Origin of the sequence: Pseudomonas oryzae, from assembly GCF_900104805.1 — a bacterium.
Classification (GTDB): domain Bacteria; phylum Pseudomonadota; class Gammaproteobacteria; order Pseudomonadales; family Pseudomonadaceae; genus Geopseudomonas; species Geopseudomonas oryzae.
Genome location: NZ_LT629751.1, coordinates 3229296 through 3242482 on the forward strand (window position 1 = coordinate 3229296; position 13187 = coordinate 3242482).

14 protein-coding genes are annotated in these 13187 nt (G+C 70.3%); 8 read left to right on the forward strand and 6 right to left on the reverse strand.

Annotated elements, in window-relative coordinates; translation table 11 throughout:
* Window positions 1-50: 50 nt before the first annotated feature.
* Both BLT78_RS14490 and BLT78_RS14495 read left to right on the forward strand, forming a co-directional pair.
* Entirely contained in the window at window positions 51-1094 is a 1044-nt protein-coding gene (locus tag BLT78_RS14490; protein ID WP_090349644.1) for a Leu/Phe/Val dehydrogenase, read from the forward strand.
* 64 nt (window positions 1095-1158) lie between these two features.
* Window positions 1159-2556: a sodium-dependent transporter gene (locus BLT78_RS14495; RefSeq protein WP_090349645.1), complete on the forward strand. Its 1398-nt coding sequence runs from the start codon at window positions 1159-1161 to the stop codon at window positions 2554-2556.
* Window positions 2557-2616: 60 nt separating this feature from the next.
* Here BLT78_RS14495 and BLT78_RS14500 read toward each other — a convergent pair whose 3' ends face one another.
* Window positions 2617-3468, reverse strand: coding sequence for a prohibitin family protein (locus tag BLT78_RS14500; protein WP_197673119.1), 852 nt, complete (start codon window positions 3466-3468; stop codon window positions 2617-2619).
* Window positions 3469-3649: 181 nt separating this feature from the next.
* On the opposite strand from BLT78_RS14500, the gene creB reads away from it, so the two are divergent.
* The 5 genes from creB (at window position 3650) to BLT78_RS14525 (ending at window position 8161) form a co-directional block, all read left to right on the forward strand.
* Entirely contained in the window at window positions 3650-4336 is a 687-nt protein-coding gene (creB, locus tag BLT78_RS14505) for a two-component system response regulator CreB (RefSeq protein ID WP_090349647.1), read from the forward strand.
* The gene (gene creC / locus BLT78_RS14510) at window positions 4336-5760 is read left to right on the forward strand and encodes a two-component system sensor histidine kinase CreC (protein ID WP_090349648.1); all 1425 of its coding nucleotides are present in this window, start codon (window positions 4336-4338) and stop codon (window positions 5758-5760) included. The genes creB and creC overlap by 1 nt, the downstream gene beginning before the upstream one ends.
* Window positions 5761-5966: 206 nt before the next feature.
* The gene (locus tag BLT78_RS14515) at window positions 5967-6398 is read left to right on the forward strand and encodes a CBS domain-containing protein (RefSeq protein WP_090349649.1); all 432 of its coding nucleotides are present in this window, start codon (window positions 5967-5969) and stop codon (window positions 6396-6398) included.
* 96 nt (window positions 6399-6494) lie between these two features.
* Window positions 6495-7838 carry a cell envelope integrity protein CreD gene (creD, locus tag BLT78_RS14520; protein WP_090349650.1) on the forward strand — a complete coding sequence of 448 codons (1344 nt, stop codon included), beginning with the start codon at window positions 6495-6497 and terminating at the stop codon, window positions 7836-7838.
* A 20-nt stretch (window positions 7839-7858) separates the two neighbouring features.
* Window positions 7859-8161: a hypothetical protein gene (locus BLT78_RS14525; protein WP_090349651.1), complete on the forward strand. Its 303-nt coding sequence runs from the start codon at window positions 7859-7861 to the stop codon at window positions 8159-8161.
* Window positions 8162-8268: 107 nt separating this feature from the next.
* On the opposite strand, the gene bamE is transcribed toward BLT78_RS14525, so the two are convergent.
* The 3 genes from bamE to BLT78_RS14540 form a co-directional block, all read right to left on the reverse strand.
* Window positions 8269-8529 carry an outer membrane protein assembly factor BamE domain-containing protein gene (bamE, locus tag BLT78_RS14530; RefSeq protein ID WP_090349652.1) on the reverse strand — a complete coding sequence of 87 codons (261 nt, stop codon included), beginning with the start codon at window positions 8527-8529 and terminating at the stop codon, window positions 8269-8271.
* Between the two features lie 72 nt (window positions 8530-8601).
* Window positions 8602-9204 carry a DUF924 family protein gene (locus BLT78_RS14535; protein ID WP_090349653.1) on the reverse strand — a complete coding sequence of 201 codons (603 nt, stop codon included), beginning with the start codon at window positions 9202-9204 and terminating at the stop codon, window positions 8602-8604.
* A gap of 2 nt (window positions 9205-9206) precedes the next feature.
* Entirely contained in the window at window positions 9207-10214 is a 1008-nt protein-coding gene (locus BLT78_RS14540) for a class 1 fructose-bisphosphatase (protein WP_090349654.1), read from the reverse strand.
* A 192-nt stretch (window positions 10215-10406) separates the two neighbouring features.
* Between BLT78_RS14540 and BLT78_RS14545 the strand changes: the two genes are divergently transcribed.
* Complete coding sequence (locus BLT78_RS14545) at window positions 10407-10817, forward strand: YkgJ family cysteine cluster protein (protein ID WP_090349655.1); 411 nt, start codon at window positions 10407-10409, stop codon at window positions 10815-10817.
* A 110-nt stretch (window positions 10818-10927) separates the two neighbouring features.
* Here the strand turns inward: BLT78_RS14545 and hpaD are convergent, their stop codons facing one another.
* Both hpaD and BLT78_RS14555 read right to left on the reverse strand, forming a co-directional pair.
* On the reverse strand, window positions 10928-11779 hold the full coding sequence (gene hpaD, locus BLT78_RS14550) for a 3,4-dihydroxyphenylacetate 2,3-dioxygenase (protein ID WP_090349656.1): 852 nt from the start codon (window positions 11777-11779) through the stop codon (window positions 10928-10930).
* 284 nt (window positions 11780-12063) lie between these two features.
* Entirely contained in the window at window positions 12064-13107 is a 1044-nt protein-coding gene (locus tag BLT78_RS14555; protein WP_090349657.1) for an AraC family transcriptional regulator, read from the reverse strand.
* Between the last annotated feature and the right edge of the window lie 80 nt (window positions 13108-13187).

Here is a 13187-nt window from a genome sequence, read left to right on the forward strand (position 1 = left end):
CCACGGGAGAGGGCTGCCTCCCGACAACCACAAGAAACCGAGGTAATCCGATGTCCGTGTTCTCCCACCCGGAATTCGACCAGCACGAGCAGGTGGTCTTCGGCCACGACCAGGCCAGCGGCCTGAAGGCCATCATCGCCATCCACGACACCAGCCGCGGCCCGGCCCTCGGCGGCTGCCGCATGTGGTCCTACGCCAGCGACGAGGAAGCGCTGCGCGACGTGCTGCGCCTGTCGCGCGGCATGACCTACAAGTCGGCGCTGGCCAACCTGCCGCTCGGCGGCGGCAAGGCGGTGATCATCGGCGACCCGCACCGCGGCAAGAGCGACGCGCTGTTCGAGGCCATGGGCGCGTTCGTCGACAGCCTCGGCGGGCGCTACGTCAGCGCAGCCGACTCAGGCACCGGGGTGGCCGAGATGCAGCTGATGGCCCGGCGTACCCGCCACGTCGCCGGCGCCGAGGCACGCGAGGGCTTCAATGGCGACCCGTCGCCGTCCACCGCCTACGGGGTGTTCGTCGGCCTCAAGGCCGCGGTGCGCCATCGCCTCGGCCGCGACGACCTCGGGGGCCTCAAGGTGGCGATCCAGGGCGTCGGCCAGGTCGGCTTCGGTCTCGCCCGCCACCTGCGCGAGGCCGGCGCCGAGCTGTTCGTCACCGACATCGTCGCCGCCAACGTGCAGCGCGCGGTCGACGAGCTGGGCGCCCACGCCGTGCGCCAGCAGGACATCTACGGCCTCGACGTCGACGTGTTCGCCCCCTGCGCCCTCGGCGCCATCGTCAATCGCGACAGCCTCGAGGCGCTGCGCGCGCCGGTGATCGCCGGCGCCGCCAACAACCAGCTGGCCAGCCCGGAACTGGCCGAGGAGCTGCACAGCCGCGGCTGCCTGTACGCGCCGGACTACGCGATCAACGCCGGCGGCATCATCGACGTCGCCTTCCAGCGCGGCGACGCCACCCCGGCCGAGCTGCGGGCGCACCTCGACGGCATCGGCGCGACCCTGGCGGAGATCTTCGCCCGCGCCGACGCCGAGGGCGCCACCACCACGGCCGTCGCCGACCGTCTGGCGCGCGAGCGCCTGCAGGCCGGCCGCTGATGTACGGGGGCGGTTGCCCGCCCCCTTTCCCTGACCCACTACAAAAACAATGAGGGCAAGCCCCATGAGTCAAGAGAGCATCGCCGCCGGCGCCAGCGCCGGCTCCATCCGCAGCGAGGCCGGCCGCGGCCTGTGGTCGTCGCGCTGGGTATTCTTCCTCGCCGCCACCGGATCGGCGGTCGGCCTGGGCAACATCTGGAAGTTTCCCTATATCACCGGGCAGAACGGCGGCGGCGCCTTCGTGCTGGTCTACCTGGCGTGCATCCTCGCCATCGGCATCCCGCTGCTGATGGCCGAGTTCATGATCGGCCGGCGCGGCCGCGCCAACCCCGAGGGCGCCATCGCCGCGGTGGCGCGCGAGGCCGGCGCCAGCAAGCACTGGCGGCGCATCGGCAGCATGGCGGTGCTCACCGGCTTCCTGATCCTCAGCTTCTATGCGGTGATCGCCGGCTGGACCCTGGCCTACACCCCGGCGGCGTTCAGCGGCAGCTTCGCCGGGCTGGACGGCGCAAAGAGCGGCGCGCTGTTCGAGGCGCTGCTCGCCGATCCGTGGCAGCTCGCCCTGTACGGCAGCCTGGTGCTGGCGGTGACCCTGGGCATAGTCGCGCTCGGCGTGCGCGACGGCCTGGAGCGCGCGCTGCGCTTCATGATGCCGGGGCTGTTCCTGATCCTGCTGGTGCTGGTCGGCTACGCCGCCACCACCGGCAACTTCCTGCAGGCGGTGGAGTTCCTGTTCGCCCCCGACTTCAGCAAGCTCACCGGCCAGGGCGTACTGATGGCCCTCGGCCACGCCTTCTTCACCCTGAGCCTGGCCAGCGGCGCGATGATGGCCTATGGCTCCTACCTGCCGGCCGGCACCTCGATCGTGCGCACCTCGCTGCTGGTGGCACTGGCCGACACCGCGGTGGCGCTGCTCGCCGGCCTGGCGATCTTCCCGCTGGTGTTCGCCAACGGCCTGGAGCCGGGTTCCGGCCCGGGGCTGATCTTCGTCACCCTGCCGATCGCCTTCGGCCAGATGCCGCTGGGCACCCTGATCGGCGGGCTGTTCTTCGTCATGCTGGCGCTGGCCGCGCTGACCTCGACCATCTCGCTGATCGAGCCGGCCATCGCCTGGCTCGGCGAACGCTTCGGCATGGGCCGGGTCAAGGCGGTGCTGCTCAGCGGCGCCGCGGTGTGGCTGCTGAGCCTCGGCTCGGTGCTGTCGTTCAACGCCTGGAGCGAGGTCACCCTGTTCGGCAAGACCTTCTTCGACGCCCTCGACTTCCTCACCAGCAACCTGATGATGCCGCTCGGCGGCCTGCTCACCGTGCTGTTCACCGGCTGGGCGCTGCAGCGCGCGATCGCCGCACAGGCCCTCGGCATTGAACAGTCCGGCGGCTTCGGCCTGTGGTGGCTGGCGGTGCGCTGGATCACCCCGCTGGCGATTGCCCTGATGTTCCTGCACAGCCTCGGCCTGTTCTAAGCGCGGCGAGTGCCGGGGCGGGTCGCGCGCGATCCGCCCCGCGCACGTCAGCGGCGCGCGTCAGCGACGGGCATCGATGAACGGCACGCCGCCGTTGGGCAGCACGGTGGTCGGCAGCACGCCGTTCCAGCGCTCGGCCTTGGTCAGCTCGACCAGGTTCTGGTTGCTGGCCAGCGCCTCGGCGCGGGCGCGGATCGCCGAAGCCTCGGCCTCGCCGCGCAGGCGGGTGGCCTCGGCGTCGGCGCGGGCCTGGGCGAGCTTGGCCTCGGCCTCGGCGCGCGCCTGGGTGACGCGGATCTCCGCCTGCACCTTCTCGGTGGCGAGCATCTGCTCGCGGGTCTTCACCTGCACCTCGGCCTTCATGCGTTCCTCGATGGACTTCTCGTAGGCGTCGGAGAAGTCGATGTTCTCCACCTGCACGCTGTCGATCACCACCGGCCCCTTGATCTCCGTCTTGATCGCCGCGGCGATGTCGGCGACGAACTGGCCGCGGTTCTGCACCGCGTTGATCGCCGTGTAGCGGCCGAACACGTTCTCCACCTGGGTCGGCACCTGGCGGCTGATCAGCCGCGAGACCATGGTGTCGAGGTCGCCGTAACCGCGGTACAGGTCGGCGACCTGACCCGGCTCGACGTGCCAGGACACCGAGACGTTGAGGCCGGCGGCCTGCTGATCCTTGCTGTAGGCCTGCAGGTTCTCGTAGCGCACGGTGTTGTTCTGCACGCTGATGAACTTGACCTTCTCGAAGATCGGCAGCTTGAAGGCCAGGCCCGGCTCGGCGATGCCGATCAGGGCACCGTTGCGTAGCACGACGCCGCGCTCCTTCTCGTCGACCGTGTAGAAGCTGCCGAGCACGACGCTGGCCACGGCGATGCCGCCGATGACCAGGCCCAGGCGCGAGGGGGTGAGCATGCGATTCTCCATCCTTGTTCGAGACTGTTGTGAGCTGCGGCCACTCCGGGCGGGCGCCCGGGAAGCACGCGGGGTTGCGGGGCGCCAGCATGACAGGAAGGCGCCGCGCCGGACAGCCGGATTGACGCCCGCGCCGCTCTGCTGCACCGTTCGCCCATCCCCCGCTGCCCGCACGGACGCCATGTCGCACATACTCATCGTCGAAGACGAAGCCGCCATCGCCGACACCCTGGTCTACGCCCTCGAGACCGAAGGCTTCGCCACCAGCTGGCTGACCCTCGGCGAAGCCGCGCTGGACTTCCAGGCCGCCACCCCGGCGGACCTGGTGATCCTCGACGTCGGTCTGCCGGACATCAGCGGCTTCGAGGCCTGCCGGCGTCTGCGCCGCTTCTCCGAGGTGCCGGTGATCTTCCTCACCGCGCGCAACGCCGAGATCGACCGCGTGGTCGGCCTGGAGATCGGCGCCGACGACTACGTGGTCAAGCCGTTCAGCCCGCGCGAGGTGGCGGCGCGGGTGCGCGCCATCCTCAAGCGCGTGGCGCCGCGTCCGGCTGCGGCGGATGCCGCAGCCCCCCTGCAGCGCGGCCCCTTCCGCCTCGATCCCGCGCGCGTGCGGATCCACTACCACGGCCAGCCGCTGGCGCTGACCCGCCACGAATACCGCCTGCTGGAGACCCTGCTCGGCCAGCCGGAGCGGGTGTTCTCCCGCGAGCAGCTGCTCGCCGCCTGCGGGGTGGCCTGCGAGGCCGGCTACGAGCGCAACGTCGACAGCCACATCAAGAGCCTGCGCGCCAAGCTGCGCCAGGTCGCCGCCGCCGAACCGATCCAGACCCACCGCGGCCTGGGCTATAGCCTGAGGCTGGACTGATGCCGCTGGGAATCCGCATCTTCCTGGTCTACTTCCTGTTCGTCGGCCTGGCCGGCTGGTTCGTGCTCAGCACGGTGATGGACGAGATCCGCCCCGGCGTGCGGCAGAGCACCGAGGAAACCCTGGTCGACACCGCCAACCTGCTCGCCGAGCTGCTGCGCGACGAGCTGCGCGCCGGCACCCTCGGCCAGGGCCGCCTGCCCGAGGTGCTGCGCGCCTACGGCCAGCGCCAGCCGCAGGCGCAGATCTGGGGGGTGACCAAGACCGCGGTGAACCACCGCATCTACGTCACCGACGCGCACGGCATCGTCCTGCTCGACTCCAGCGGCCAGGCGGTCGGCGAGGACTACTCGCGCTGGAACGACGTCTACCTGACCCTGCGCGGCCAGTACGGCGCGCGCTCCACCGCCGAGGACCCGCAGGATCCGGACAGCTCGGTGATGTACGTGGCGGCGCCGATCAGGGACGGCGCGCGGATCATCGGCGTGGTCTCGGTGGCCAAGCCGAACCGCTCGCTGCAGCCCTACATCGAGCGCTCCGAGCGGCGCCTGAGCTGGCTAGGCGGCGGCCTGATCGGTCTTGGCCTGCTGGTCGGCGCCCTGCTGTCCTGGTGGCTGAGCGCCTCGCTGCGCCGCCTGACCCGCTACGCCCAGGCGGTCAGCGCCGGGCAGCGCGCCGAGCTGCCGCAGCTGCGCGGCGGCGAGCTGGCGCAGCTGGCCGAGGCGGTGGAGAAGATGCGCACCGAGCTGGAGGGCAAGGCCTACGTCGAGCGCTACGTGCATACCCTGACCCACGAGCTGAAGAGCCCGCTGGCGGCGATCCGCGGCGCCGCCGAACTGCTCGAGGGCGAGCTGCCGGCCGAGCAGCGCCGCCGCTTCGTCGCCAACATCGCCGGCGAGGGCGCGCGCCTCGAGCAACTGGCCGAGCGCCTGCTCAACCTGGCCCAGGTCGAGCAGCGCCAGGGCCTCGAGGAGCGTGTGGCGGTGGAGCTGCGCGCGCTGGCCGAGGAACTCTGCCAGGGCCAGGCGGCGCGCATCGCCGCCGCCGGCCTCGCGGTGGACAACGCCATCCCGCCCGGCCTGTGCGTGCGCGGCGAGCGCTTCCTGCTGCGCCAGGCGCTGGCCAACCTGCTCGACAACGCCCTCGACTTCACCCCGCAAGGCGGGCAGCTGCGCTTCAGCGCCGCGACGCAGGACGGCCGGGTCGAGCTGCGCCTGTTCAACCAGGGTCCGGCGATCCCCGCCTACGCCATGGCGCGCCTGACCGAACGCTTCTACTCGCTGCCGCGCCCGGCCAGCGGGCGCAAGAGCACCGGGCTGGGCCTAAACTTCGTGCAGGAAGTGGCCAATCTTCACCGGGGGACGCTGGCCCTGGCCAACGTCGCGGACGGCGTGGCGGCGCGCCTGAGTCTGCAGGCGGCCTGAGCGGCGACCTGCACATATCCGGCAACGCTCTGCCAGGTGCGCGGCCCGCGCGGATCGGTTAAACAATCCCCAGGCGCGCCCTGACGTAACAGGAGCCTGTCAGCATCGGCAGTCGACGCAGCGGCACTGGCAGGGAAGCTGCATGAACCTCTCGCCAGCCCCGCCGCGGCGCCACAGGCCCGCAGAACGAGACACCGGAGGGAAACATGAGAACCGTCGCGCAAATGCTCCGCGCCAAACCCAACCAGGACATCTACACCATCGCGCCCACGGCCACGGTGCTCGAGGCGCTGCAGCTGATGGCGGAGAAGAACATCGGCGCCCTGATCGTCACCGAGGGCGACCAGGTGGTCGGTCTCGTCAGCGAGCGCGACTACGCGCGCAAGATGGTGCTGCGCGGGCGCTCCTCGGTGGGTACACCGGTGAGCCTGATCATGGCCTCGCCGGTGATCAGCGTGAACTCGACGCAGAACACCCGCGACTGCCTGCGCCTGATGGGCCGCGGCCACCTGCGCCACCTGCCGGTGATCGACGACGGCAAGCTGGTCGGCATGCTGTCGGTGGGCAACCTGGTCAAGGAAGTGCTCGCCGAGCAGGACGAGATGATCCAGCAGCTCGAGCAGTACATCCGCGGCTGAGGCCGGCCACTCTCCACACAGTCTCCACACGACGGCCACGCTGCCCCCACGGGGGCGCGCCAGACTGGCGCTGTCCGAACCGTCTGGAGACTGTCCATGATCCGCTCCCTTAGCTTCAAACTGGGCGCCATCGCCCTGCTTATCCTGCTGCTGAGCATTCCCCTGCTGATGATCGGCGGCCTGGTCGCCGAGCGCCAGGCGCTGCGCGATGGCGTGGTGGATGACATCGCCCGCTCGTCCAGCCACGCGCAGCAGCTTACCGGCCCGCTGCTGGTGGTGCCCTACCGCAAGCTGGTGCGCAACTGGAACACCCACCCGGTGAGCGGCGAACGCCGGCTGGAGGAGCGCGAACAGCGCGGCCGCCTGTACTTCCTTCCTGAACGCTTCGCCCTCGACGGCGACCTCAGCACCGAGCTGCGCTCGCGCGGCATCTACCAGGCGCGCCTGTACCGCAGCAGCAACCGTATCAGCGGCCACTTCGCCCTGCCCGCGCAACTCGGCATCGCCGAGGACTTCGCCGACTACCGCTTCGACGCGCCGTTCCTCGCCGTCGGCATCAGCGACATCCGCGGCATCGGCAATGCCCTGCAGCTGCGTCTGGGCGGACAGACCGTCGCCTTCCAGCCGGGCTCGGCCGAGCCACTGCTTGGCGCCGGCGTGCACGCGCCGCTGGCCGCCCTCGACGCCAGCCGGGCGCAGCGCCTGGAGTTCGCCTTCGAGCTCGAGCTGCAGGGCACCGGCCAACTCGCCATCACCCCGGTCGGCCGCGAGAGCCAGGTCGCGCTGCGCGCCGACTGGCCGCATCCGCGCTTCGTCGGCGACTACCTGCCGGTCGAGCGCGAGGTGCGCGGCGACGGCTTCGCCGCGCGCTGGCAGACCAGCTTCTTCGCCACCAACCTGGAGGAAACGCTGCAGCGCTGCACCGACGGCCACGGCTGCGAGACCTTCAACGCCCGCCACTTCGGCGTCAGCCTGATCGACCCGGTGGACCAGTACCTGAAGAGCGAGCGCGCGATCAAGTACGCCCTGCTGTTCATCGTCCTCACCTTCGCCGGCTTCTTCCTCTGCGAGGTGCTCGGCCGCCTGGCGGTGCATCCGGTGCAGTACGGCCTGGTCGGTCTGGCGCTGGCGCTGTTCTACCTGCTGCTGCTGTCGCTCGCCGAACACCTGGCTTTCGCCCTCGCCTACCTGCTGGCAGCCGGCGCCTGCGTGACGCTGATCGGCGTGTACGCCGGCTGCATCCTGCACAGCGCCCGGCGCGGTGCCGGCTTCGCGGTCGCCCTCGGCGGGCTATACGCGATGCTCTACGCCCTGCTCGGTGCCGAGGACTACGCCCTGCTGATGGGCTCGCTGCTGGTGTTCGCCCTGCTCGCCGCCTTCATGCTGCTGACCCGCAAGCTGGACTGGTACGCCGTCGGCAAGCCGGCCAGCGCCCTGTGAGCCGCGGGGAGAAGCCGACGATGCGTATCCTGCTGCAGTTTTCCGCCTGTTTCGCCCTCGGCCTGGTGCTGGCCGCCGTGCTGCTGGTCGTCCTGCTGCTGCTCGGCCAGTTCGAGCTGATCAGGGCCTTGCTGCTCACCGGCAAGCCGCTGGCCGGCCTCGGCCTGCTGCTGTTGCCGGACGCCTTCTGGGACGCGCTGACCGGGGTGGCGAATGCCGCCCGCAACCCCTCGGTGCGCTCCTTCCTCGAGCTGTGCACCGCCCTGGCGCAGCTCGCCCTGCTGGCGGCGGCGGGGCTGTTCCGCCTGTGGTACCGGCGATGAGCGGCCTGCGCGAGGAGGCGCGCTGGGCCGCACGCCTGGCCCGGCGGCTCGCCGGGCTGTTGCCGCCGCCCGGCGCAGGGAGCCGGCGGCGGCGCGGGAGGGCTGGGTTACTTGAGGCCCTTGCCGGAGAAGATCAGCACCTTGTCGTTGCCGAACTGGATGCTGACGAAGGGGCCCTGCGTCTCGTTGCCCCAGGAGCAGCTGGTGAAGCCGAGGGCGCCGGCGCACTCGGTGGGTTGGCCGAGCAGCTGCTCGACCTCGGCCTTGGTCATGCCGGCGCGGATCTTGGAGAAGTTTTCCTGATTGACCTTGTTGCAGGCAGCCAGCAACAGGCAGACACCGATCAGGGCGGCGGCGCGGAACGACATGGACGAACTCCTGTGCACGAATGAGCGGCGCAGCTTGCCACAGGGCGCGGCAGGCGCACTGTCGATTGGACGTCAGAAGCGCGAGCCGGGTTCCGCGAGGAAGGCGCACTCCGCGGCCGTCGAGGTGCGCCCGAGGATGGCGTTGCGGTGCGGGAAACGGCCGAAGCGGGCGATCACCGCATGGTGGCGCTCGGCGTAGACGAGAAAGTCGGCGAACAGCGTGCGCTCACCCTCCGCGGCCTGTTCGTGCAGGACGCGGAAGCGGCGCACTGCCTCGTCCTGCAGGGCGAGATCCTCGGCGTGCTCGAGCACCAGGTAGACGAACACCTGGCGGATCGCCGGCAGGGTCGCCTCGCGCCCGGCGGCCAGGCCGTCCAGCGCCAGCGTGCGGGCGCGCGCGTCGCCGGCGAAGGCGCGCGGCGTGTCGCGATGGATCATCCGCGGCAGCTGGTCGAGCAGCAAGAGCAGCGCCAGCCAGCCGTCGCGCGTATCGGCCCAGTCGCCCAGACCGCCGTCCAGTGCCGCGCAAACGAGAACGCCGAAGCGCTCGCGCGCTTCGGCGTCCTGCTGGGCCCGCTTGGCGAACCACAGGCCGTGCTTGTCCGCCGCCACCGCGGCAGCCTCGCTCGCGGGGCCGAACCACCAGTCGAGCAACGGCTGCCAGGGCGCGGCCACGATCAGGCCTGGTGGTAGCCGGTGATGCGCTCGACCTCTTCCCTCGAGCCGAGGAACACCGGCACGCGCTGGTGCAGCGAGGTCGGCTGGACGTCGAGGATGCGCTGGGTGCCGGTGGTGGCGGCGCCGCCGGCCTGCTCGATGATCATCGACATCGGGTTGGCCTCGTACATCAGGCGCAGCTTGCCGGCCTTGTCCGGCTCGCGGGCGTCACGCGGGTACATGAAGATGCCGCCGCGGGTGAGGATACGGTGCACGTCGGCGACCATCGAGGCGATCCAGCGCATGTTGTAGTTCTTGCCCAGCGGGCCTTCCTTGCCGGCCAGCAGCTCGCCGACGTAGCGCTGCACCGGGGCTTCCCAGTGGCGCTGGTTGGACATGTTGATGGCGAACTCGGCGGTGCTCTGCGGCACGCGGATGTCGTCGTGGGTGAGCACGAAGCTGCCCAGCTCGCGGTCGAGGGTGAAGCCCTTGACGCCGTTGCCGAGGGTCAGCATCAGCATGGTCTGCGGGCCGTAGATGGCGTAGCCGGCGGCGACCTGACGGGTACCCGGCTGGAGGAAGGCGTCCTCGCCGAGGTCGCAGCTGTTGTCGCATTCGTCCGGGCAGCGCAGCACCGAGAAGATGGTGCCGACCGAGACGTTGACGTCGATGTTGGAGGAGCCGTCGAGCGGGTCGAACACCAGCAGGTAGGCGCCCTTCGGATAATGGCCGGGGATCTGGTAGGCGTGGTCCATCTCCTCGGAAGCCATGCCGGCCAGGTGGCCGCCCCACTCGTTGGCCTCGAGGAGGATCTCGTTGGACAGCACGTCGAGCTTCTTCTGCACCTCGCCCTGCACGTTCTCGCTGCCGGCGCTGCCCAGCACGCCGCCCAGCGCACCCTTGGACACCGCGTGGCTGATTTCCTTGCAGGCACGCGCCACCACCTCGATGAGGAAACGCAGGTCGGCCGGGGTATGGTTGCTGCGGGTCTCTTCGATCAGATAGCGACTGAGAGTAACGCGGGACATGGAGGGCTCCGGGGTGGGGCAGGTGAAAAATGACCGCATTTTACTCCGTCCCGCCCCGCCGCGCCTCCTGCCTTGCGTCATTCCGGCAGCGCACAGGCGACCGGCTGGCGAAAAATCCGACAAAAACTGCTGCGCGCGCGGCGCCGGCTCCTTATCATCGCGCCCCCGCCCCCACATGCCCGCCCCGACCGAATGACCAAGCTCATACATGGCTACGGCGCCGACCCCGAGCGCCTGGAAACCTGGCTCAAGTTCACCGGCAACCCGATGTGCCTCGACTGCAGCGCCACCTGCTGCAGCCTGCCGGTGGAGGTGCGCCTCAAGGACCTGATCCGCCTCGGCGTGATCGACGAATTCGAGGCGGAGGAGCCGGCCAAGCAGATCGCCAAGCGGCTGATGAAGGAGGGCATCGTCGGCCGTTTCAACCAGAAGTCGGGGATCTTCACCCTGGAGCAGCACTCCAGCGGCGACTGCCTGTACCTGGACCAGAAGACCCGCCTGTGCACGGTGTACGCCAACCGCCCGGACACCTGCCGCAACCACCCGCGCATCGGCCCCAAGCCGGGCTACTGCGCCTGGCGGCCCAAGCTGCAGCGCCGCTGAAACGCCGAAGGGCGCCGCTTGGCGCCCCCTGCCCGGGCAGGGTGGGCTAGCCGCACCGCGGCGTAACCCAGCATGGATGCCGCAGGCACCCGACTGGCGCTGCCCTTATCTCAATCCAGCGGGAACAGCACGTTGCACTGCCCTGTGCCCGAGCTCTCGAAGTACGGGGTGAGCACCTCGGCGCGGCCGCGGTAATTCTTCCAGCCGAGCAGGCCGTAGAGCATGGCGGTGTCGTGCATGCCGCCCTCGCCGTCGCAGTCGCGGGCGTACTGCGGCAGCATGTCGAGGAAGTCGGCGTGGTCGCCACGCTGCCACATTTCCATCACCTTGAGGTCGACCTGCTTGTTGAACGGCCGGCTGATCTTCTGCAGGTGGTCGCTGACCTCGCGGTTGGGCGCGATGCGGTGCGACAGCGAACCGCTGGCAAGGAAAGCCACGCGGCGGTCGGAAGCCTCCACCGCCTGGCGGATCGACTCGCCCATGGTCTTCGAGTCCTCCAGATGGGCGTCGTACAGCCAGGCGGCGATCGAGACGATCTTGATGCTCTTGTCGATGCCCATGTAGCGCAGCGGCACCAGGGTGCCGTACTGCAGGCCGAGCGACGGCACGTCGCTGTGGCAGCGGGTGAACACGTCGTTGGCGCTGGCGGTGGCGGCGATGGCGTTGCCCAGCTCGGCGTCGCCGACGTAGTCGTAGGGCAGGTCGCGGATGAAGTGCGGGAACTCGGTGCTGGTGTACAGGCCCGAGCAATCGCTGTTGGCGTTGATGTGGTAGCCGGCGTTGACCAGCCAGTGGGTGTCGGCGACCACGATGGTGTCGACCGCCAGCTCGCGGACCAGCTCGCCCAGACGACGGTGCCCGGCGATGGCGGCGGCGCGGCAGCCGTGGTGCGGGCCGGGCTGCTCGGAGATGAACATCGACGGAACGTGGGTGACCTTGGCGGCCAGAACGATCTCACCCATGGCGGCTTCCTCTTGTTGTGGGCTCGGGGCAGGCGCCACAGCGGCGCCGGATGAGTCCAGTATCCGCACCCGCCCTGGGGATAACATTGCCGCTGGCGGCAAAAGACTAGCCTTTACGCGCAACTCACTGCATCCAGAGGCTAGGCGTAGGATGGGTAATCGCGGCGCGAGTTACCCACCCTACGCCTGAGCATCGGTAGAAGATCCAGCATGTGAGCGAACCGGTGGCCTGTAGGGGCGAATTCATTCGCCAAAAAGTCCCGTAAAGGCGAATGAATTCGCCCCTACAGGGGACCGGCACCTTCGCCAGTCGCCGGGCGCAGCCGCGCCCGGTAGCGGCTCGGCGTCTCGCCGGTCCAGCGCTTGAAGGCGCGGTTGAAGTGGCTGGGCTCGGAGAAGCCGAGCGAATAGGCCAGCGCGCTGAACGGCTGCTGCGACTGCTGCACGTAGCGGCGCGCCAGGGTGGCGCGCACCTCGTCGAGGATCCCGCTGAACGAAGTGCCCTGGCGCGCCAGGCGGTACTGCAGGGTGCGTGGACTACTGCCCAGCTCGGCGGCCACCGTCTCGAGGGTCGGCGTGCCGCCGGGCAGCAGTTCGAGCAGGCGCGCGCGCACCTGCAGCGCCGGGTTGAGCAACTGGTGGCGGGCCAGGTACTCGGCCACCAGGCGGTCGTTCTGCCGCGCCAGCTCGGGGTTGCCGGTGGGCAGCGGGCGCTGCAGCTCGGCGGCGTCGAGCAGCAGGCTGTTGTCGGCCGCGGCGAACTGCACCGGCGCGGCGAAGTGCGCGCGCCACGGGTCGGGGTCGGCCGGCGCCGCGCGCATCAGGTTGACCGCGCGCGGGGCGAAGCCCGGCCCGCGCATGTCCTGCAGCAGCTTGCTCACCGCGCCGAGGAAGTAGTCCACCCCCTCCGGGGCGATCTGTGGCTGGCCGTCGATCTCCTGCACCAGCATGCGGAAACGCAAGGCGTCGCCCTCGGCCTCCAGGCTGAGGTCGGCGCCGTCGTTGAGCAGCGCGGCGAAGCGCACCATGCGCTCCAGCGCCTCCAGCAGCGTGCTGCTCGCCCACAGCGAAAAGCCGAGAGCGTGGAAGGTGGTCGGGCAAACGAAGCGCGCGGCGTGCAGGCCGATGTCGGCGTGGCCGGTGCGCGCCACCGCCAGCGGCCAGAAGCGCCGCGTCACGGCCGAGGAGAAACGCGCCTCCTGGGCGTACTTGGCCGCCGGATCGGCGCCGGCCTCGGCCAGCAGCGCGTCGGCGTCCAGGCCGAGGGCCTCGAGGGTACGGGTCACCGCCGCCAGCCAGCCGGCCACCACCGAGGATGTCTGTGTCATGCCATGCTCCGTGTCGGGGAGTCGCCATCTTGCCGGCGCCCGCCAGCGGGCGTCCTGCGCTGGATCATGCCGCCGGCCAG

Bases quoted from the DNA above. Each gene is read 5' to 3' on its own strand.
- creD (WP_090349650.1), top strand. From the start codon at position 6,495: ATGATCCGCTCCCTTAGCTTCAAACTGGGCGCCATCGCCCTGCTTATC.
- BLT78_RS14540 (WP_090349654.1), bottom strand. From the start codon at position 10,214: ATGTCCCGCGTTACTCTCAGTCGCTATCTGATCGAAGAGACCCGCAGC.
- BLT78_RS14545 (WP_090349655.1), top strand. From the start codon at position 10,407: ATGACCAAGCTCATACATGGCTACGGCGCCGACCCCGAGCGCCTGGAA.
- hpaD (WP_090349656.1), bottom strand. From the start codon at position 11,779: ATGGGTGAGATCGTTCTGGCCGCCAAGGTCACCCACGTTCCGTCGATG.
- BLT78_RS14490 (WP_090349644.1), top strand. From the start codon at position 51: ATGTCCGTGTTCTCCCACCCGGAATTCGACCAGCACGAGCAGGTGGTC.
- BLT78_RS14525 (WP_090349651.1), top strand. From the start codon at position 7,859: ATGCGTATCCTGCTGCAGTTTTCCGCCTGTTTCGCCCTCGGCCTGGTG.
- creB (WP_090349647.1), top strand. From the start codon at position 3,650: ATGTCGCACATACTCATCGTCGAAGACGAAGCCGCCATCGCCGACACC.
- creC (WP_090349648.1), top strand. From the start codon at position 4,336: ATGCCGCTGGGAATCCGCATCTTCCTGGTCTACTTCCTGTTCGTCGGC.
- bamE (WP_090349652.1), bottom strand. From the start codon at position 8,529: ATGTCGTTCCGCGCCGCCGCCCTGATCGGTGTCTGCCTGTTGCTGGCT.
- BLT78_RS14555 (WP_090349657.1), bottom strand. From the start codon at position 13,107: ATGACACAGACATCCTCGGTGGTGGCCGGCTGGCTGGCGGCGGTGACC.
- BLT78_RS14500 (WP_197673119.1), bottom strand. From the start codon at position 3,468: ATGCTCACCCCCTCGCGCCTGGGCCTGGTCATCGGCGGCATCGCCGTG.
- BLT78_RS14515 (WP_090349649.1), top strand. From the start codon at position 5,967: ATGAGAACCGTCGCGCAAATGCTCCGCGCCAAACCCAACCAGGACATC.
- BLT78_RS14495 (WP_090349645.1), top strand. From the start codon at position 1,159: ATGAGTCAAGAGAGCATCGCCGCCGGCGCCAGCGCCGGCTCCATCCGC.